This is a genomic window from Leptothoe spongobia TAU-MAC 1115, from assembly GCF_018739885.1.
GTDB lineage: Bacteria > Cyanobacteriota > Cyanobacteriia > Phormidesmidales > Phormidesmidaceae > Leptothoe > Leptothoe spongobia.
Map to the genome: position 1 here is coordinate 70,688 of NZ_JADOES010000002.1, position 21,362 is coordinate 92,049.

General features: G+C 48.3%; 16 protein-coding genes. 11 read left to right on the plus strand and 5 right to left on the minus strand.

Translation table 11 applies throughout. The features are described from left to right. The first annotated feature begins 196 nt into the window (after positions 1-196). The 4 genes from IXB50_RS01165 to IXB50_RS01180 all read left to right on the plus strand — a co-directional run bounded on the left by IXB50_RS01165 (position 197) and on the right by IXB50_RS01180 (position 6,401). Positions 197-2,926: a WD40 repeat domain-containing protein gene (locus tag IXB50_RS01165; protein ID WP_215607103.1), complete on the plus strand. Its 2,730-nt coding sequence runs from the start codon at positions 197-199 to the stop codon at positions 2,924-2,926. 444 nt (positions 2,927-3,370) lie between these two features. After that, positions 3,371-4,411 carry a CPBP family intramembrane glutamic endopeptidase gene (locus IXB50_RS01170; RefSeq protein WP_215607104.1) on the plus strand — a complete coding sequence of 347 codons (1,041 nt, stop codon included), beginning with the start codon at positions 3,371-3,373 and terminating at the stop codon, positions 4,409-4,411. Between the two features lie 36 nt (positions 4,412-4,447). Beyond that, positions 4,448-4,678, plus strand: a complete 231-nt coding sequence (locus tag IXB50_RS01175; protein WP_215607105.1) for a hypothetical protein — start codon at positions 4,448-4,450, stop codon at positions 4,676-4,678. A 790-nt stretch (positions 4,679-5,468) separates the two neighbouring features. Continuing rightward, entirely contained in the window at positions 5,469-6,401 is a 933-nt protein-coding gene (locus IXB50_RS01180; protein WP_215607106.1) for a lipase family protein, read from the plus strand. A gap of 40 nt (positions 6,402-6,441) precedes the next feature. Here IXB50_RS01180 and IXB50_RS01185 read toward each other — a convergent pair whose 3' ends face one another. Beyond that, positions 6,442-6,966 (minus strand): TerD family protein, encoded by a 525-nt coding sequence (locus tag IXB50_RS01185; RefSeq protein ID WP_246564030.1) that lies wholly within the window; start codon positions 6,964-6,966, stop codon positions 6,442-6,444. A gap of 49 nt (positions 6,967-7,015) precedes the next feature. Next, positions 7,016-7,777, minus strand: a complete 762-nt coding sequence (locus IXB50_RS01190; RefSeq protein WP_407658779.1) for an ABC transporter permease — start codon at positions 7,775-7,777, stop codon at positions 7,016-7,018. A gap of 506 nt (positions 7,778-8,283) precedes the next feature. Between IXB50_RS01190 and IXB50_RS01195 the strand changes: the two genes are divergently transcribed. The 3 genes from IXB50_RS01195 (at position 8,284) to IXB50_RS01205 (ending at position 14,399) form a co-directional block, all read left to right on the plus strand. Then, a complete protein-coding gene (locus IXB50_RS01195) occupies positions 8,284-10,251 on the plus strand; it encodes an FAD-dependent oxidoreductase (protein ID WP_215607169.1) in 1,968 nt (655 codons plus the stop codon). A gap of 625 nt (positions 10,252-10,876) precedes the next feature. Further along, complete coding sequence (locus IXB50_RS01200; RefSeq protein WP_215607108.1) at positions 10,877-12,250, plus strand: HlyD family secretion protein; 1,374 nt, start codon at positions 10,877-10,879, stop codon at positions 12,248-12,250. A gap of 61 nt (positions 12,251-12,311) precedes the next feature. Next, complete coding sequence (locus IXB50_RS01205; protein ID WP_215607109.1) at positions 12,312-14,399, plus strand: glycosyltransferase; 2,088 nt, start codon at positions 12,312-12,314, stop codon at positions 14,397-14,399. Here IXB50_RS01205 and IXB50_RS01210 read toward each other — a convergent pair. Beyond that, positions 14,357-15,238: a polysaccharide lyase gene (locus IXB50_RS01210; RefSeq protein ID WP_215607110.1), complete on the minus strand. Its 882-nt coding sequence runs from the start codon at positions 15,236-15,238 to the stop codon at positions 14,357-14,359. The two genes, IXB50_RS01205 and IXB50_RS01210, sit on opposite strands and share 43 nt — an antisense overlap. A 161-nt stretch (positions 15,239-15,399) precedes the next feature. Between IXB50_RS01210 and IXB50_RS01215 the strand changes: the two genes are divergently transcribed. From IXB50_RS01215 to IXB50_RS01230, 4 genes are all read left to right on the plus strand, one after another. After that, a complete protein-coding gene (locus IXB50_RS01215; RefSeq protein WP_215607111.1) occupies positions 15,400-15,750 on the plus strand; it encodes a hypothetical protein in 351 nt (116 codons plus the stop codon). A 100-nt stretch (positions 15,751-15,850) separates the two neighbouring features. Further along, the gene (locus tag IXB50_RS01220) at positions 15,851-16,930 is read left to right on the plus strand and encodes an aromatic ring-hydroxylating dioxygenase subunit alpha (protein ID WP_215607112.1); all 1,080 of its coding nucleotides are present in this window, start codon (positions 15,851-15,853) and stop codon (positions 16,928-16,930) included. A 135-nt stretch (positions 16,931-17,065) separates the two neighbouring features. After that, on the plus strand, positions 17,066-17,833 hold the full coding sequence (locus IXB50_RS01225) for a proteasome-type protease (RefSeq protein WP_215607170.1): 768 nt from the start codon (positions 17,066-17,068) through the stop codon (positions 17,831-17,833). A 412-nt stretch (positions 17,834-18,245) separates the two neighbouring features. Next, complete coding sequence (locus IXB50_RS01230; protein WP_215607113.1) at positions 18,246-19,013, plus strand: DUF928 domain-containing protein; 768 nt, start codon at positions 18,246-18,248, stop codon at positions 19,011-19,013. A gap of 133 nt (positions 19,014-19,146) precedes the next feature. On the opposite strand, the gene IXB50_RS01235 is transcribed toward IXB50_RS01230, so the two are convergent. Both IXB50_RS01235 and IXB50_RS01240 read right to left on the minus strand, forming a co-directional pair. Next, positions 19,147-19,368 carry a hypothetical protein gene (locus tag IXB50_RS01235; RefSeq protein ID WP_215607114.1) on the minus strand — a complete coding sequence of 74 codons (222 nt, stop codon included), beginning with the start codon at positions 19,366-19,368 and terminating at the stop codon, positions 19,147-19,149. Positions 19,369-19,544: 176 nt separating this feature from the next. Further along, a complete protein-coding gene (locus IXB50_RS01240) occupies positions 19,545-20,816 on the minus strand; it encodes a response regulator (protein WP_215607115.1) in 1,272 nt (423 codons plus the stop codon). Positions 20,817-21,362 lie beyond the last annotated feature (546 nt).

Genomic DNA, 21,362 nt, shown 5'->3' on the forward strand with positions numbered 1-21,362 from the left:
AGTTCTAGCTCTGATTCTAGCTAACCACAGCAAACTTAATTTGTGATTAGGCAGGGCTAGAAATAAGGCTCAGGCTGAAGCAACGTATCTAATATCTGGCTGAGATCGCACCCCCATGTAAGGAATCATGCATAAAGCCACTGTAGTCAGCTGTAGTGGCTATTTTTGCCCATCAGCACCCTAAAATCGTTGCCGCATGCTTGCCTTAATATCGTCTTCCACGTTTGCACCAGACGTTCTCTACGATGACCCGATCCACATTGACCTCACCCCAGAAGATAGAAATAATCTGCCCCACCAGTTTTTAGACATCGTCAAACAGCTTAATCAGAACTACCTCCATTGGCAGCACCTTCGAGCCACCCAGCAAGCCACCCACGCCACCTTTTATCTCTACACCCAACATGGCATCAAGCAGGCGGTCGATAAAGCCGCTGAGGCGGGTAATCCCATGGATCAGCAAAGGCTGCTGATCTTAGAAACCAACCTGGCATTGGCGACCATCAACTCACTGCTCCTCGCAGGGGAAGACTATCTCAACCTGGACCAGCTGCAAAACTGTAAAGACAGCATTGATACGGCTCTTTCCACCCTGTATGAGTTTGTCAAAACTCGGGAAAAGCTCAGCCAATCGCGGGACATTGCCCTTGAGAGTATTCGTCAGGACATTGTCAATGACAACGAGAGCAATCAGTATGCCACCTACGGAGTGAAGAAACTCTCATCGCTACGGCGGGATGCCAAAATTGATCCTCCCAATTTATACGTTGTCAGACAGCAACTCACGGCGTTGCAGGATGCCTTTATGGACATCTGTCCAGAGGATATAGGTACCCAGTCTGCGGATACGATGGTCGGTGGTCGGTTGGACTCATTGTTATCCAATATCTTTATCGAGTTGGTGAAGCCCGACGGCAAAATCACCACTAATCGGGCTAGCGCTGACGATGATTTGTCGGTCCTGGCTGACGGATCTGAACCGGTTGGCTTTTTCTCTCCCAATGGAGCCTATTATCTGCAACAGATCTTTGAACCAGAAACGCCATCGGTCACAACAGCAAAAATCATTGAGGTGCAAACTGGCGAGGAACTACATACGATTAACTACACCGGGCGGTTTACGGCCATGGCATTTGCCAATGATGGTCACTATCTGGCCGTTGTTGTCGATAGCAGTGTCAAGGTTATCGATGTCTCCACGGGTCAAGATGTGGCGACGGTACAGCATCAAGGTCCCCTCCGATCTACCTGCTTTTCACCCGATGGTACCCACCTGGCGATGGTCTCTGTTGCCAAGGCTGTCAAAATTGTCGAAGTAGCCACGGGTAAAACCATTCGCACCCTGCCCGGAGGTGCCACCAATCTGGCAAAATCCCCACACTTTTCGCCTAGGGGGACGTATCTAGCCGTGCCCAGTGAACAAACAGTCAAGATACTGGCGGTAGCCACCGGGCATGAGGTCACCGCATTTCCCCATGATGGTTCGGTGGATGTGCTGGGGTTTTCGGCGGATGAGGCCTACATTGCCACGACAACTGGGGCGAATACCCAAATCACCAAAGTATCTACCGGCAAGAAAATCACGTCCATCCTCCATCAAGGAAAGCTATGGGCCATTTGCTCTTCTCCCTTTGGCACCTATCTGGCCATTGGCTTGTGGGACCACACGATTAAGCTGATCAAGGTGGTCACCGAGACCGGTGGTAGAAGTGTGTACATCATTCACCATGAGGGGCCTGTTAATGGAGTGGCGTTCTCGGAGGATGGTGGTTATCTGGCAACAGTATCGGCAGATGGTACGGCTAATATTATCAAAGTGGCCACCGGCAGACGGGTGACGACGATTCGCCATGATGCGGATGCAGTGGCCCTGGCCTTTGCGGCCAATCGGTCCTATGTGGCGACGGCGGCTTTGGATGGCACGGTAAAGCTGTTGGAGTTGCCTCAGCTGGCGGATGAGAAAGGTGAAAATGGTGCATCCTCGGCAAATCCTCAGATAGAAGAGTCTGCCCTGGTACAAATGAATAAGGCGGAGGTATTTTTTAAGGCCTGGCGGATAGAACAGGCCAATGCCACTAGTTTTTATGAGTTTATGCTGGCTCAGGCGGAACAGGGGGGACTGTCGGCAAAATACAATGGACCCATTTTAGAGGCAAATCTGTTGTTGGAGGCGTTATTTTTCTTAGTGGCCAGTGCTGAGAAGAATTATCAAACCATCAGTCCCTACCTGGCTGATTTGGAAAATGGTGAGCTGTATCTGCCTGCATTACAGGATCTCAGAGACAATGTATCGGCGGCGTTGTCGTCGCTTTATGAGTTTATCCATAGTCGGATGCGGTTGGATGATGATAGCTATCCCCAGGCATTAGAACGGTTTCAGCGGGATATTGAGGTGGATGTCTATACGAGCCAGCTGATACTGACGATTTATGAGAAAATGCTGGCGTTTTTACGGTATGACGCCATTAAGCGGCGGAGTGAGTTTCGGACAATAAAGGGGATGCTGGATGAGATGTTTGGCATCATTGATTCGTTGTTGCCGGATGAGGTGCGGCGGCAGCGAAATGGAGTAGCCAATGGGATGGCGAATAATATTTCGATTGCGGAGGCGCTGAGGGTGATTGAGGCGTTTGATTTGCAAGAAGTCGAACTGGTGCCCCTGTTGTCGAAGCTGAAGCATAGTGGTGTGATGAATGCTGCCATTGCGATGGCGGCAATGTCGAAGGTGACCTCGGCGACGGTGGTGGAGCTGTGTCGGGGGTTACCGGATGAGGCGATTAGTCAGCGGGTGGCGTTGTTGGCGCTGAAAAAGCGGCGGCGGACTCATTATATTGGGACGGTGATGCCATGGGTGAAGATTGCGCAGAGGGATGTTTTGTTGAGTAAGTTGGAGATGGCCCCAGTTAAGACTTGGTGGCGGCGATGATGATGATGATGATGGCTCGGTTATTGGTCAATTGTACGCCAGAGCCGGGGTGTCATGCTTGGGGCAAGGTCTTCGAGGTTGATGTAAGATATCTAGACTGACTGCGAACTGACAAGTCAGCGCTTGCGCTATCGCAACACCATTTAAGGAATCCTGCGTAAATCCACTGTAGTCAGTCGTAGCGGCTATTTTTAGCCTATGAGCCCCCTTATATTATTGTATTGCAATATGCTTGCCTCACTATCGTCTAAACAGGAGAAATACATCCAGCAGATTTTGATGGGAATGACATTTACGTTGCTCCCAATTATAATTTTTGGCCTTCTCCCTTCCCCTGCAGCAGGCGGGGAGACAGGGGGGACATACGTTACTGTTTATTCCATATTCGCCGTTGTTGTCCTGGGTTCTTTGATAGGAGGATTTATTCCTTTTATTAGAGGATGTATGGGATATGCCAAAGCCAAGGGATATGCAGCTGCTTGGGGTTGGTTTGGCCTATTCAACTGGTTGGGGCTATCCTTGCTGATTGTTATGCCTGATCGTAGAGGTGGTCTGGCAGCAGATGGGTTGGCAGAAGACGATGCACCGGAAAAGGTGTTTTCTAAAATCAATCTTGTAGGAATACTGCTCAAATATTTTGCCTTAGGCACGTTATATGCCATCCCAGTATTGATCGGGGCTCAGTTGAGTGGGCAAAATCTGGCTGAGATTAAGGTCAGTAACCAGATTGGAAACATCATTGGCATCGTTCTTGGCTCCCATTTTATAGTTATATTATTCAAAATGGCTCAGGCCATCAACCTGGATCTATCGGCCATTTTCGGATTAAAGCAGAAGACCAGCAGTCGCATGATAGGGTTCACGATCTTGTCAGCGGCAGCTCTTTTTACCTTTTCCTTCAGCTTTAATCGGGTTACATTATACGGTCTCTCCCATGTGTCCCCAGGCTACGTGGAGAATTATTTTGAAAGTACCCAAACCTTTACGAATATTCCAGAGCTAATCCTGTTCTTCTGCACCACCATCATCCTGGCCCCTTTGCTAGAAGAGTTTATCTTTCGGGGTGTTATTTTTCAGAAATGGGGACTGCGATGGGGCGTGACCAGAGGCCTTGTCGCCTCATCGTTGCTATTTTCGGTTATTCATATTCGGTTTGACATTATTCCCATATTTTTGGGTGGACTGTTCTTAGCCTTGTTGTATATGAGGACCTCAAGCTTGGTGGCACCGATGCTATGCCACGCGCTCTATAATGCTACCGCTGTTGGTTGGAAAGCTATCAAGTTTTTTGGCCAACCAGCCGCTGAGCGGGAGACGGTTATGTCAGTGAGTGATTTTCAGAGTACGGTATCGCCATGGTTGGATCGATACGTGGTGGTAGCTGTAATGTCTTTGTTTCTTTTGTTGTATCTGTTTTATAAACTGCTGCCTCGTCAGCATGAGTCTATGCCCTATCTGAGAAATCAGGCGTTGGTGGCGAAATAAGGTGTAGGCTTTCCTTCAGAAGAATTCCTCGTAGCATTGGAAACCTTTAAGGATAAAGATAAGCCCCTAATTTATACCTATTTCAAAGATGCTGCCATTAATATGAGCAGCATTACCCCAGAAATTATGACCCTGCTGAACTTCAAACAGACGCTTTCGGATATGGGGCATTTTTATCAAAACTATGCTGACAGCAACGATCTCAAACATCAATTTGGTGAGCAGCTGCTCAAAATATTGCCAAAACTAACCGACAAAGACTCGTAGGGTGCTGTTGCGGCCAAGCAAACGCACCGTTCCAAGGTTTAACGCTCGTTAGCGGTGCGTTAAGAACGGCACCCTACGCTGGTGTCAAAAAGAGTTCATCAATCAAGAATATTTGTATATTACTCACATCTTGCACCAATGTCGGTGGTGAGCCTCCAACCCACGCACGGTTCAAAACCGAACGCTAATTGAGTGCTGTCGCTCAAGCGACAAAGTCGGCTAAAAGCCTGCTATATCTAGCAAAGACTCGTAGGTGCTGTTGCTGCTAAGCAAACGCACCGTTCCAAGGTTTAACACTCGTTAGCGGTGCGTTAAGAACGGCACCTATAGGCACAAGACTTCTCACAGAGTAGGGGTTGAGAGATGGTTAAAAGCTCTATATAGCGGTTCTCATTCGCACTGAATACACTCGATTTTGAGGTTTCAGTGGTTGGCACTATCAAGGTGTATTCAAAACAAGCCGGAACCGCTATATACAGAGCCTCACAGCCAAGTTGTCGCTTTAGCAGACAGCCCCCGATTAGCGCTGGGTTTTGAACCTGGCGTGGGATACAGCTTCACCACCAACCTAGCTCGTTAGCGGTGCGTTAAGAACAGCACCCTACGCTATACCCGTGCAAATTTCCTAACGTATGACGACTCAAAAAAAGTACCCCCAAGGGTACTGCCGGAGATCCGACAGATCCTATATTCTCTAATCACGATTTAGATCAATAAGACAGTAAATTGGGGACCTGATTCAAAAAGAATCTGAAGTTTGATTGTTTAGAGACCTTGGAGAAATTAAAGAGTGGCTAGTAGAAATGTTCTAGATCCGACAAAATCTAGCTTTGATATTGACCGAGCCAGACAGCTCTTGTATCTGGGAAAATTAGCACGAAAACGCTTCAAGGCAGGGCCGGATCAGCTATTAAATAGTTTGCCTGGTGAATCTGGCTCTGATTATACAGTTTTGCAAGATCTGCTGTTCTCACAAATATTTTTCTTGCGGAAGAAGTCAGTTGTTTTTGGCTTTGTCGCTCAGCGAGATAATGAGTTTTTCATTGTTTTTAGAGGGTCTCAAACCATCGGAGACTGGGTCTCGAACACACGATTTTATCAGTCTTGGAAACCTTTAGAAGTAGAAGTTCCAGGGAAATCAGACCCGGTTGCGGTCCCAGGCTATGTCCATAAGGGATTTAGAGCACAATATACACGTCCAGATCCAAAACGACCGGCAGGTTTACAGTCAATTTCAGAGTCAATTCGTACCACCTTTGCAAAACACTTTGATGAAAGTAAGCCGATTGATCAGCGGCGGATTTACATTGCCGGTCACAGTTTGGGCGGAGCATTAGCCACATTAGCCGCCGCTGAGCTTAGGACTATTTACAAAGACGCGGAGATTTATTTATATACCAGTGCCAGTCCCCGTGTAGGGAATAGTGATTTTGAGGATTTCTTTGATGCGGAAGGGAAATCAGAAGGGATCAAGAAAACCAAGGCATTTCGGATTTTTAATACCGTAGATGCCGTACCTAACTTACCCCCACGTTTTGAGTCTCCCATGGAGGGGCCTAAATATGTACATGTGGGTGAGCCGTTTGCTTTTACTAACAATAGTCGTGGACGGCTGCCTCAAAGGTTGCAATACCAACATACGTTACCTATCTATGCCTGTGCATTAGGATTAGATCCTGAAGACTACAGGTATGATGACAAGCCATTGCCGTTTAACTGCTAGTCATTTATCTCTCCCTAGCTATACTGATACAGCAACTCATTTAGGTTTTCAACGAGCTGGGTTCGAGGTGGGAAGCCAACTGCCATTGGGTATCGGTGCGTTCCAAGGTAGCGACCAAAAGGGTGGTCACCCCTTGCCATTGTGGATTGGACAGAGCACGATTTAGCAACACTTGTTTATTAGCGCTATTGAGGAGACGCCAAAAGGCATTTTGGGTTTGGCTAAAGTCTTGTTGTTGCTCTTCGCCGCAGTCAATATTGACAACAAAAATAAGCTTGGTGATATTGACAGGCAGTTTTAGCAAATTGATCAAGAGCTGTTCGTCATCGCCCTCGCCTTCACCAGTAATGCTGTCATTGAGCAACTGGATCGCACCCGATTGATGGCGAGGATGCCCTGCATAAATCAGCCCCTCTTTCCCGGCTACTAGTTTGCCGCTAGTGTCCAGCGCTAATACAGCCATGTCTAAATCCAGCTCTGTCTCAGATTGGGCATCCCATCCGAGACCACACTGTAGCAGAGAGACATGTTTGGGGAGAGATTGGGTGACAGGGTCTGAAGTCATTGGTCTTAACTATGCTCAACTGATGGTGATCTATTTTTGCTCGTTTTGGTTAGAGCTGTCGCTCCAAATGCAGCATACGACGGTATGACAACCAACCGGTCACGACCATGAGTAGCGCAAACATGCTTAGAAAACGGATATGTCCACCGGCGGGTTCGCCTGCCATGGTGAGCGTGAGCGCCTCGGTCATGTGAAAAATTGGATTAAACCGGGCTAGCTGCAACAGGGAGTCTGGAAAGATAGCGGTGGGCATAAAGGCACCGCCAAGGATCAATAATGGCACCCCAAAGGCGGCCACTAGAGCATTGACATCTTCGGTCCGACGGGCAAACTGGGTACCGAGAATAAAGCCGACACCGACATAGGCCAGGATGCTGAGTAGAATAATCAGCATCGCTAGGGGCCAGGGGCCGGGAAAAATGGCTCCAAGGCTAAGCGCGATCGCAAACACAAGCAACGCCTGCCCCACCCCAATGGCACTATGGGCCACCACGATCCCTAAAAAATAGGACACCCCCCGCAGTGGTGACAGGAATAACCGCTTGAGCGTATTTTGCTCCCGCTCAGCCACCACGGTAGCCACGCTCCCCCCTAAACAGCTAAAAAACAGCGCTGCCCCCACCAACGTCGGCGGAGCCACCACCTCCAGGGCATCGGCAAACTCTAATGAAGCCCGTTCTGCCGTGATCGCCCCATTCAGAAATAGGAGCAATGTGGGAAAAATAGCCCAAAAAATCAGGCTTCGTCGCCGTCTCACCAACTCAAGTAAAATTCGCTGGGCCACAGCTCCAATTTCTCGCCAATACCGGATAATTTGAGCTGTCAAATAGGCCATAAACATTGCGCCGCTGCAGGACTTTATAGTTTAAGATTTGTACCAAACTTGATTTATATCAAACTTTGGCTAGTCATCCTCTAAATGCACTTTAAGGAATCAAACTTCGGGTCTCAACTCAAAGCGGGAAATTTTCCTCAGGATAGAATCCAGAATTCAGGAGTCAGAATCCAGTCCCTCACTGATTTCTGACTCCTGGCTCCTGACTCCCCACCTGGTCAGGGTTTCCCGGCTTAAATGGGTACCCCAAACTTCAATCGGTTTCAATTTTTGGATATCCAGACGTTCCGTCCATACCGCATCATTTTTGAATCTCATTGACTTTTCGCTGCTCAGCATAGTCGTTAACAGGCTGGTCCACTTTGATTACGTTTGAACAAATTAAATACAGCCATCGACAATCCATGCAGCCTGAGGTCTCCGTATAGGTTGTGGCTAAACTCAGCCTCGACCGTCGCTCACCGATTACGTCTATTTCCTTAATGAATCCATTCTCTGAATCCTGGCACACTCCTGATATTTCACGCCGGAGTGCCCTTAAATTATTAGGCGTTGGAGCCGTTGGTGGCACCCTGAGCTATACCCGCTTTGCTAAACCTAAACCGACGCTCCATCAAGTGGATCGACTTGATTTACCGCAGACGGTAGGCCGCCCCACCACCGCCGTCATCATTGGTGGGGGCCTGGCTGGATTGGCCACCGCCTATGAACTCAGTAAGCGAGGGGTTGCCGTCACACTGCTGGAGCGTTCCCCTCAACTGGGCGGAAAAATTGCCAGCTGGCCGATCCAGGTCGGTGAGCATGAATTGCGCATGGAGCACGGCTTCCATGGCTTCTTTCCCCAGTATTACAACCTATTTAGCCTGGTGGATGAGCTCAAGGCCCAGGACAATTTTCAGTCGCTCAACTTCTACTCCGTTCTTTATAAAAATGGCTATAAGCCCGAGGCCTTTTACCCGAGTAATGCCGCCTTTCCCTGGAACATTGTGGACCTGGCGGTATCCTCAGAAAATCGTCTGAGCTGGGGGATTAACCTCACCAAGCTCAAGCATTTGGAAGTATTTCGAGAGATCACTAGCTTCCGTATGCCCCAAACCTATGAGCGGCTGGACCATCTCTCGGTGGATGAATGGGGGCAGGGGCAATTTCCCAAGGGGCTATACGATCTGTACTTTTTGCCCTTTGCCAAGTCGAGCTTAAATGCACCCGATGTGCTCAGTGCCGGGGAGCTGATGCAGTTTTTCCACTTTTACTTTTTTGGCAATCCTGAGGGGCTGGCCTTTAACGGGACTTGTGAAGATATGGGTCGCTGTTTGGTGGATCCCTTAAGTGAGGCGATTGAGGCCAATGGTGGACGGATTCTCACCGGGGTGACGGTCAGCCAGGTAAATTGGGGCGATCGCAAAATTGCCAGCGTTGACTACCAGAAAGGCAATATCGCCGTGAATCCGGTGCCGTTTTGGTGCGATCGCAACTCCCTCCTCAGCACCGACACCACCGACTACTATGGCGCTGGCGACCGTCTATTTGTCGTCGATGCCAGTCATGGCCAGAATGATCGGGCGATCTCTCTCACCTGCACCCACCAGGGCTGCAGTGTCAATAAAACAGTCGCCGACCAGGGGGATGGCTTTATCTGTCCCTGTCACGGTGCTGTTTACAATGCCCAGGGTAACGTCATTAGCGGTCCCGCCCAGGAGAATCTGGCCCAGTTTAAGGTGCTAAAACGAGAACGGGATCGGATCCAGCTGATCGCGGCTAATCCCGTCAAACCTGCTGACGGTCTAGCCGCCAGTCTGGAGGCCGACTACTATATCTTTGCCGCCGATATTCCCGGCATCAAAAATCTCTTTGCCTTATCCCAGGGAGAACCCAATCCCACCCTCATGACCCAGGTGGATGAACTCCAGGTAGCCGATCCGTTTGCCGTAGGGCGCTTTTGGTTAGACCGTGATTTTGAGTGGGAGCAAAGCTGGTTTACCTCTCTCTCTGGCTACGCCCTCACCGATAGTATTACCCTCTACCACAAGGTCCAGGGAGACTATATAAAATGGGCTGAAGACACTGGTGGCAGTGTGGTCGAACTCCATGCCTACTGTTATAAGGAAAAACAGTTTCCCACCCAGCAGGCCCTCTTAGATACCTTCAAACAAGAACTGTGGGAAATTGTTCCTGAGCTAAAAGGGGCTAACATTTTACATCAGGAACTGGTCAACCAAAAGAACTTTGCCGGGTTCCCCCCCGGTAGTTATCCCAACCGTCCTGAAAGTGCCACCGTCGTATCCAATCTCATGTTTGCCGGAGATTGGGTAAAAATGCCCTTCCCCTGCGGTCTCATGGAGCGAGCCATCAGCAGCGGATTATTAGCCGCCAATGAGGTATTACAGAGAGAGGGCACAGCTCGTCGTCCACTCATGTCGGTTAATCCCGAGGGGGTGTTTAAGGTCTAAAACTTCCTATACCAGATTCAGCTGATGTTGTTGCCTGCTTTAAGGAAGTCACTGGTTTAATGCATTCCCAAAGATGCATTGCAAAATTTGTTGTGACAATCTAGAATCTGGTCTACCTTCCCCAGGCTTCTATAAAAATTGAGATAAAGCAGACTCCGTATTACTACGGCCAAATCATCTATTAGCCTGTAATTTACAACCAAAAGCCTTCTACGTATATATACGCAGAAGGCTTCCTAAATAAAGATTGCGTAAATCTCGGGAATTTTTTTGAAAAAAATGTCTGATTTTAATCAGACGTAATTATTTATACTTTGATTATTCCTATTTTTTGTGAATTTAAAAAAGACAAAAGTAATTATCCCTCTCATATAGGGAGAAGTAGACACCTTGGTGGACCTCTTATACTTTCTTTTGTTTTTTAAAAAATCTTCTATATCTATGTAAAAATACTTATGCCGCTAATGGCTATGGCCATAACTTGTTATGTGAAGTCCTCAATGTGAAGTGAGTAGAAACCAACTTCATATGTAATATTTTTGATGAGCATGCGTATAAAACTACTCATCTCAATCTATTCACATCACTGATGACAGTCGGGTTGTTGGGGTTCATGGTTAACTCTATGTCTGGGGCTTCTGAGTCCAATGTTTTTTCTACTACTTCATCTCAGTACAAACTACCTCTTGACCACAAGCCGTTTCCGCTTTGGTGGCGGGGCTTGGTGGGGGTGGCCTATGTTTCTCTAGGGGTTTTAGCAACAAGTATCGGGCTAGCATCAATGTCCTATCGATTGACCCATTTGACGGTTGATGGGGGGGTAGTTAATGGTCGCGCCGTACGAATTCAGGCTCCGATTGATGGCAAAATTCAAAAATTTTATGCCCGACCAGGTGTACGCGTAAAGGCAGGACAGGTATTAGCCCAGCTAACACCCTTGTCACAACAACCACAGGGTGACAATCCAGTTGAGAGAACAACTAACAATGCGAAGCAGCTAGCTAACCAGACCCTGGAAGTTCGTTTGACCTCTGCACAGCAGATACTGGAATTATTGAATCAACAGTTGCAAGATTTGTATCGCCAGGAAGAATTGCTGCTTGCAGTAACAACTGGGGTTGCTTCTGAAACCGTTGATTACTCTGATGCAGCTGTGGCGGCAGCTATTGCACAAGAGGCGGCTGCCCGTAATAAGTATGAGCGGTTTAACACACTATTGGTAAAAGGAGCTGTGTCTCAACAGGAAGTAGACGAACTTGAAGCCAACTGGCGCTCCAGTCAGGCGGCTGTCGAACAGGCTCAATCTGAACAAAGTATTGCTCAGATTCATGCTGATGCGCTGGCCCAACAGGTTCCGATTCAGTCAAATCTCAAGGACTTACAAGCTCAAAGACGACGACTGACAGAAGAAATTCAACGTCAGAACAATCAAGTTGATCTCCTAGCGGTTGAGTTAGAGACCCGGTCTTCCCAGGCAACTCCTGCAGCTCAGGTAAGTACTACTGAGGAAACAACCATTAACGTCAGCACTTCTCCTGATTCTTCTTTGATTCCTCTAGTTGCTCCCTTTGCCGGTGTGGTCTATGCCACTAACCACGATGCGGGAGAGCAGGTCAATCGTCCTGCTGCTTTGTTATCGCTTTTAGATTGTAACGAGCTTTGGGTGGAAACCTTAGTCAGTGCTGACCAGGCAAGACGCATTGATGCTAGCCAACCTGTGCGGATCCAGCATGGTAACGCTGAAACCATTGTTGGCAAGATTGATTTTGTCACCGCGATTAGCGCAGGTGAAATTACTAAAGCTCGGGCTGAGGCCCTGGTACCCGCTGTCCCAGTTAATTTGGCTGGACAGTCATTGGCCCGTGTCCGGGTCAGCATGCCACCCACCCAGTCCCAAGAGCAAGCCTATCGATTCTGCGGTGTGGGTGAACCTGCCACCCTCACCTTTGGCACCCAAGCAAATCTGGTGAAATTTCTAAGTAAATTGTCTCCATTTTGAGGCTGTCTATACATCCGTAACATCTATTTTTCTTATTTATATTTCGCTTTTTAAGAGGATCATGGCTACATCTTCAACCCAGCGGCACTTCATGGGCGCTTATATCAGCACGGCTACTTTTTTGGTCTTGTTCAGTGTTGGATTGGGCGGTCTCTATTTACTGCAAAGTCCTGAACACTTTGCCATCTGGAATATTTTTGGCTTAGTTAGTCTTGGCGCGGTGGGGATCTGGCGTTGGTCCTGGTTTTTGTTGCGAATGTTAAGGGCTCGCTACTATTTGCATGGCGTTTTCCCTCGCTGGCGACGTCGAGCTGATGCAGTTCCTGTGGAGGACCTGCCCCACATGTGTTTTTTGGTGCCTACCTACAAAGAACAACCCTGGATTACGGAGCGAGTTTTTAAGGCCATTGTCAATGAGGCGAAAACCCTGGCCCAGCCAACCACCGTGCTGGTTAATAGCAGTGGCGACGATGAGAACGCGGCGATTCGTAAGCTTATTAAGCAGGAAGATCCGGATCTGAGGTGGATTCGACTGATCCAGATGACCCAGAAAGATGGTAAGCGTAAGGCCATGGCCGATAGCCTGCGCCACCTGTCTCAGCTGGATTTGCCTGCCGACACAGTGATTGCCCTGATGGATGGGGACTCAGAACTGTTGCCAGGCACCCTACGTCGCTGTCTCCCATTTTTCCGGTTGTTGCCCAAAATGGGTGCGCTGACGACCGATGAAATGCCAGTGGTGAAAGGATCTTATTTCTTTTCCGAGTGGTTCCATTTGCGGTTTGCGCAGCGGCATATGCAAATGTGTTCCGACTCGCTTTCCCACAAGGTGATGTGTCTGACCGGACGCTTTTCGTTATTTCGATCTAAAGCGGCGCTGCAGCCATCCTTTGTGGCTCAGTTGGAACAGGATTATCTCAACGATTGGCTATGGGGACGGTTTAAGTTTTTATCTGGGGATGATAAGAGCACGTGGTACTGGTTGCTGCGTCATAAATACGACATGTTCTATGTCCCAGATGCCGTTGTTAATTCTATTGAGACGCTTTCGGGTTCAGTGGTTGATCGTGCTTACAACAATATGCGCCGCTGGTATGGCAACATGTTGCGCAATAATGGTCGAGCCATTAACTTAGGCCCTATGACTACAGGCTGGTTTACTTGGTGGAGTCTGTGCGACCAGCGCATTAGTTTTTGGACCTGTTTGATTACGCCTGGATTTTTGTTGGTTTCCTTGCTACAGGGGGCTTGGAACGCAGCAGCTGTCGTTGTCTGCTGGGTCATTGCTAGCCGTTCGCTAATGCTGATGCTGACATTTTGGGGCCGCATCTCCACCCTCAAACTGATTCATTTTCCATTGTTATTGTTGTCTCAATGGGGCGGGTCTCTCGTAAAAATTTGGACCCAAATGAACCTGGCCCAACAGAAATGGACCAACCGTGGTTCTCAGAGTATTTCGGCCCATGGTCGGGGTCTGGAGCGGGTAATGAAGCTGGGGACTTCACGAGGGTTGCTGTACGTGCAGTTATTTGTATTTGGCATATTTCTATGCTGGCTGACGGGAAATCTCAATCCTGCTTGGGATATTACTGGGTTGCACCTTAGCCATCGGGCCACCCAGTCGAATACTGTTCAGGTGGTGGATGTGATGGAGCATGGCATCTGGCCCAATGATGGTGAGGACGATGGCCAGGCGCTGCAAACATTGATCGATGGCCTGGATACAATGCCTGTGGAGCTACGTCTCCCGATCGGTGAACTGGATTTACTTCAACCTGTAACGATTACTCGGGGGCAGCTTACCCTCAAAGGTCAAGGCCCTGGGCGTACAGTGTTGGCCGCTCGCTTTGATCGGTCTAAGGGCGATAGTGTGATACAGGTGAAGCCAAAACGCTCAGATGTTTTGAATGGTATTCACTTGCATGGGTTTACGCTGGAGGCTGTGGATACGGCGGCCATTACCCGGTTGGATGGGATTAGGATGCACCAAGTGGTGGATAGTTCTGTGAGCAATCTTACGATCGCAACCAATCTCCGCGATCCGCTGATGTTTGTCCAAACTGAAAATATCAAAGTTGAGCAGGTGGTCGTACAGGGACATCCAATTCAATCCCCCGTCGACACTGAAAAATTAGCAAAATCAATGTAGGTATCCTGAGGGGTGGCCCAGGACGGATCGCCCCCGCCAAAAAAGGTGGAGAAAAAGATCCCGTCGATTTGTAATGATTCTGCTGTGCGAAAGACTAGCGCTGCCTGCTCCAGTACTAGAGTGTCATTCACCCAAATACGCAATTCACCATCCGCCTGATTGGGGGTATTGAGCTTAAGTTCTTGATCGAGCTTGTACCAGATGCCTGGCTGAAACTGCCAGGCTCCACGGCCAATGGAGGTACCATAGCTCTCGCTAGTGGGTAGGTAAGCATAGACTTCTCCCTGGCCATCTTTTCGCCACATGAACCGGGCCGAAAAACCATCAGTCCCATCAGGAATTTTGCCACCACTGGCCCCACTACCACCAAATAAGCCCGGCAGTTTGCCCCCTTTAACAAAATCAAATCCTTCGGCAAAGCGAACATAATAGCTCAGCCGTAACTGGGTTTGAGCTGGGAGAAAAAGATCTCCATAGAACTGAGCACCACCCAGGGGAGAGCTTGTCTGGCGTGAGACAGAGGGACTGGCAGTCCCGGCAGGATAGTGGACCCTGAGGATATGGTCAAAGGGACTATCGGCATTTGAGAGTAGTTCAAAGTTGTCAAATCCCCAAGATTTGTCATCTCGTGGTTCCCACTCATTCATCCAGGAGAGATGACTCAAGTTGCTTTGCCAAAGAGATGCAGTTACCAGCTCCTCTGCTTCCACATTAGACGTTTGGATAGGTTCTAGAATCGATGTGGACGCAGGCGGTTGACAGCTGATAAGAACCATCGTGCCCAGGGCCAGGGCTGATTTACATATGGATTTAACCCCTGACACTGCAACTATCGTCATTGGCAATTGTAAGTAGATACCCTCCACCTTCTTTATCTTAGCCTTTTTTATTTTATGATTTCTCTTCTGATATTGGTGTGCCAGGCAAGCATATAGTAGTTGATTGCTCTGTTTTGAATCCTGAAGATAAAGGGTTACCAAACCTAGGCATTTAGCTGTTATTGGCGGTAGCTATTACAATGAGCAATTTAAAGAACCTATTTAATACCCCTGAAGGCAGCGTTAGTATTGCAAAAGTTGCTACGTTTTCGATATTGCTCAGTGTAGCCATATTACTTTTCCTGGGTAATAAATTGAGTTGGTTTGCAGATAATAAAACAGACCAAACAATCGTTAAAGCTGTTCAAAAATATGAATCGGTTAAGCAGAGCAACAACAGCAAAATTAGTATTTGTGTCCAGGCAGATGTGGTTGCATCGGCCTATTTAAAGGTCAATGATTTGGCTAAGCAGGCAGAGTGGGAAGCCATAAAGGAAAAAGACTGTGAAGCAGCCGGGGTCCCTTCTTACTAAATGCCTGGCAATGATTTAGCTTGCTTAACACCTGTAGGGGTGCGTTAGGGTGTAATCTAATTGCCGCTTTACCCTAGTGCCTTCTACAGCAGAGACTCCAATGGTTCAGCCTATTTCCATAGCAGCCTCCATCCCAAAACCCGCACCATCGGTTGAGGCTGTCCGTCGTACCGCCATTAATTCGAATCATTGGTACGTGGTAGCCCAAAGTCGTGAGCTAACTGATCAGCCCTTGGCGATAGTGCTGTGGCATCAGCAAATAGTGCTGTATCGAGACAGTCACGGCAGCGTTCATGCCCTTGAAGATCGCTGTCCCCATCGTCAGGTGCGTCTCAGCCATGGCCAGGTACAGGGCAATCAATTGGAATGTATCTACCACGGCTGGCAATTTAATGGGACCGGGGCCTGTGTCGATGTACCCTACCTCACCGAAAAACAAAGACTTCCCAACTGTCGGTTGCGCACCTATCCAGTCCGGGAACAGGATGGCTTTATCTGGTTATTTCCGGGGGATGCAGCTCAAGCAGACAGCATTCCCTTGCTGGGACTGCCAGAGTGGGACCACATCAACTACATCGCTTCTTACACAACCATTGACACCCAGGCCCATTTCTCATTTTTGATTGAGAACCTGATGGACATGTACCATGGGCGACTACACGATGACCTGCAGGCTTGGGCCAACCCTGTCCTGCGTGACATTGAAAGCAGTCCTATTCGAGTCGATGCCCACTACGATGCCGAGAGCTACTACAAAATCGACAAGATTTATTCCGTTGGGCAGTTGTTTATACCCGCCATGCGTAAGCTAAGGCCTACCAATTTAGACGTCAGCTATGTCTATCCCCACTGGCGATCTGTACTGGGCAGTGATTTTAAGATTTACTGCCTATTTTGCCCAGTTAACGCCACCCACACTAAGGCATACCTCGTACACTTTGTTTCCCTTGGTGCGTTCCACCGATTACACAAACTACCGGTTCGATTCCGTCGCTTTGTTAAAAACCGTTTATTTAATGCGGCCCGTGGGCTATTAGCGGGCTTAGTAGAGCAGGATGTCTTGATGATGGAAGATGAACAGCGGGCGTTTGAAGCGATGCCCCAACGGAAAGGGCCTGAGTTTAATCCGGCGATTAGCAAGGTGCAGCAGTTGATTCACCACCAGGCTACGCAGCCCTAAAGACGATTAAATTCAGATACCCCCTACTATGAACATGGATACCAAAAACCGTATCAATAACTACAAAATTCATTGGGGTTTCCTGAAGTTGTGTCTCACAAACATTTCGGTCAATTACAAGAGGAGTCTGAATTAGTGACCTATTGTTTAGGAATATCGGTGAAAGAAGGACTGGTCTTAGCCGCTGATTCTCGCACTAATGCTGGCGTGGATTATATTTCGTCCTATCAGAAGCTGTTTGACTTCTCGGTTCCTGGAGAGCGGGTGATCGTGGCCTGTGTGTCGGGCAATCTGTCAGTGACTCAGGCCGTCGTGCACCAGCTGGGGCAGGATATTAAAAATGGTGCCAAGGATTCGTTGCATACCATCCCAACCATATATGAAGTGGCCCGCTACATTGGGCATGAAATTCGCAAGATTCAAGACGAGGATCGGACCTGGTTGGACCAAGATGGGATTAAGTTTCAGTGCAATTTTTTGGTCGGGGGTCAGCTACCCGGAGAAGCGTCAGAGGTCTATCTGATTTACAGTCAGGGGAACTGCATCAAAGCAACACCGGAAACACCGTTTTTGCAGATTGGTGAGACCAAGTATGGGAAGCCGATTTTGGATCGGACCCTGACCCATGAGTCGTCGTTGGATGCGATCGCAAAATGCGCCCTGCTCTCCATCGACTCCACCATGCGCTCCAATATTTCCGTGGGTCCCCCCATCAACATGGTGCTCTACGAAGCCGACAGTTTTGAAATCCGCCACCGAGTCCAGCTCCAGTCCAGCGACCCCTACCTGGCAAAAATTCGTAAATATTGGGAATGGGCCCTGCGGGAAGCCACCCACAATATGCCAGACCCAGAATGGAACCGGGTGTCCATTGATGCCGAACCAGACTTTGCCCTTGAATAACGTCATCAACGCACTCAAATTGACTCTGTTATCGCAATCTGTTAGCTCTCACTAATTGTCACGCCAACAGCCATGGCTGTTGATGCCATCTTAGCTGCAACCAAAATTTACATCGCCTGAACTCATCTTCAGGTTTAGAATTGGTCTCTCCACCGTCACCTCTGGGAGATCTTAATCTCCGGTATGTACCATCGATCTATAGAAAGTAGTGGGTAGGAAATAAACCGTGAAATCCGATTGGACAATCGTCATGCCAAAAAGATTGCTCATCCCAGGTTTATCAAGCTGCTCGCTATTAAAAGAAACCATGCCCTTTCCCTTATCTTCCATTAGAGTCGGATTATGATAATGGGTAAAGAGGATAGTGAGACTCACGGTTGGCAGGACTTTTTAGGACTTTTTAGTAAAGACTATGAAATACATTAAAAACTTCGAGCATATCTCCAGAAGACGGTCATCCAAGCGATCTCTCATCTTCAAACGTTGTTATCAACTCGTACTCGGAACTGTACTGTTAACGCTACCGTTGAACCCTGTCCAGGCTCAGCAATATATTCCGCCAACGGGGGATCCCCCTCAAACAGCTACCGGGTCCAATGGCTCCCGTGGTAACTGCCAAGGAGACCATGGGGTACCATTGACGGGATTGGCCCCGGCCTTAACAAATCATGTGGGGCAAACGGCGACAACGACTCCCACCTTCGCCTGGTTTGTGCCAACAACTCAGCCCTATCGGATTCAGCTCTCTCTCTATACTATCGATCAAGCAGATCTCTTGTATGAAGTTGTCTATGTAGGCAGTACGTCAGAGATGATTAGCAGCCTGACCATCCCAGAAGAAGTGATCCTGGAGTCTGATCAGCGCTACCTCTGGGAGATCAATCTATCTTGTGATCTAGATAGTCCTACCTATCCAGAGTTCTTTATCACTGAGGTTGACATCGTCTCCCCTTCAGCAGACCTGAAGAACGCCCTGGCCCTGGCTCAAACCCCTTTGGAACAGGTCGCCCTCTACGCAGAAGCTGGCTATTGGTATGATGCCCTAAATGCAGCCTTAGGGGATCCAGAGGGTTCTAGTTTTGTTCAATCACTACTGTCTGATCTGGCAGCTGATGAAACAGGTCTGCAACGTCAATACTTATCTAAGATTGCTGAAATCATGGGCCAGGGAGATCGTTAGCTATCTGTTCTCAGCTCTCAGAGAAATGCCCCACAGTAAACGCCTAAAATGCCCAGGCTGAGTTAGTCTCTAGGGACTTGACCAACGGGTACATTATTTTCCCGCGCATCCCCTATGGGCTGAAGCATATCTCCTACGCCTTTTCCCAAAGAGGCTCTAGCTGTCTTAATAGGTGCAACCATTGAGATTCGTTATCTTTGAGTAAATCGTAGAATTCTGTCAGGGTCTCTATGGTATCAAAGTAGTTAGCAGCAGCTGGTTCAGCAGGATTCCAGGGGTAGGGGGCGTCATCGGTCAGAATGGTATGGAGCATTTCTAACTCGAAGTATTTCAGATCAGTTTGGGAAAACATCATAGGGCAAGGTCGTTGTAGGAGGCGGTCTTGTTGCTGTTGTACGGGGAATTCAACAAGTCCACTATGACAACTATGTTGGGTAGAAACAATCCTTAAAAGTTCAGAATTGTTTAGGTATCGGTTCAGGATTATTCAGGTCTTAGTGAAAAAGATAGCTATGGGTGCTGATTGACCGGTTACAACGATGTCATGCTCAGACTATTGCCACCCTTACTTTTGGCCTGTTGCAGGTTGCGATCGCAGCCTTCCAAAAACTCTTCTAGGCCCACATCCGGTGTCGGTTGTGCGGTGATCAGGCCAATACTCAGGGTTTGCTCAGTCGCACTAACTGCTTTTAACAAACGTTGCGCCGTCTGCTCAGCTGTGGTGGTGTTTGGCAAAACAATCGCAAAGGTTAAAGTGCCATAGCGCCCCACTAAATCATCGGCACCTTGTACCGTTTGTTTAAGGACCTGTGCAACTTGAGACAGACATTGATCACCTGAATCAGAGTCTCCCCCCTCTCCATAAAAATTGAAATTATCCACCTGGGTCAGGATAAGTGTTAAGGATATCTGGGACTGCAATGCCCGTTGCCAACAATCCAGTAGGTAAGCATCAAACCGCCGCCGACTCGCAACCTGGGTTAATTCATCTAGCGCTGCCAGTCGCTGTAGTTCCTGAATCGCCTGCTGCAGCTGGGCATTTTGGGCCTTTAGCTGGCGCTGCAATTGTTGCACCTTTAGCTGGTTTTCCACCCGTGCCAACACTTCCACCACCTTGAACGGTTTAGAAATATAGTCACTGCCGCCCGCCGAAAACGCTTTGACCTTATCCCAAGCTTCATCCAACGCACTGACAAAAATAACAGGAATATCCTGGGTCGTCGCATTAGCCTTCAACTGTTGACAGACCGTATAGCCATCCATATCAGGCATGTGAATATCCAGCAGGATCAAATCTGGCGGCTCTAAGGCGACTGCTTGCAACGCGACTGTGCCATTAATGGCCTGCTGCACTTCATAGCCCTGCTCTTCGAGCAAATCTGATAGCAATCGCAAATTTTTGGGCTGATCGTCTACCAGTAGAATATTAGACCCTGTCAGGGGTTGGATCGTTAGCGAGCCAGTCGGGACAGAGCCGATGGGTGCCGTTGCCATCGGGGCAGCAACGGGGGCAGCAACGGGCGGTGCCGCATTGCGCATCTCCTGATCAAGCAGTCCGCGCACATTCGCTTTAGTAACCTTTTGGTCCAGCGCCTGGGAAATTAGCTGCCAGAGTTTCGGTGCAACGTCTTGCTTGACATATTTGGCCGAATAGCCACATTCTTCAGCAATTTGGTCATAGGTTTTGCGCTCTCCCTGGAGGGCGGCCACCAAAATTTGGCGCTGCAACTCACTGCAAAAGGTATCGGTCTTTTTGTGAATCAGAGTTTCAGCAAATTCTAAAATACCGTCAGTGTTGCTCATGAATAACGCTTGTTTTCTCTTTGGCTAAGAATTTCGCTTCCCCAGCTCCATTGAGGTTACTAAAGGAGGTTACTAAAGTCTTAAATACTAGTCTGCATGGCAGGGTTTCAAAAATCGATACTTTGTATGGATTTTTTACGGAGACAATCAGCAGAGATCATTAAGATGCTTACAACTTGACCTGACCTATCCTTGAAATTTGAGTGTATCCGTGATGGATAGGGGATGCTCAACGTCAATAACGGCATTAATGTCAGAGGATACTGCCTCAACGTGGTTCTTTCCCAGGGAATCAGCAGACAACATCCAGACATCCAGACTTATCCAAGGGTTTATTCAGAGGCATTCAGATATTAATATCCTATGGATAGTCAAAACTATATAAAGCGATCGCAAAACCTGAATTTAAACCTGAATAAACCTGAACTTTTAGGGATTTTCTTTGATCAATGTTTCCACCATAGTTAATGACATCCCCAAAGTGTCCTTGAACTCGCCTAGTCACATCAAGAACTAGTCATTTAAAATTAAAATCCCATGGACTAG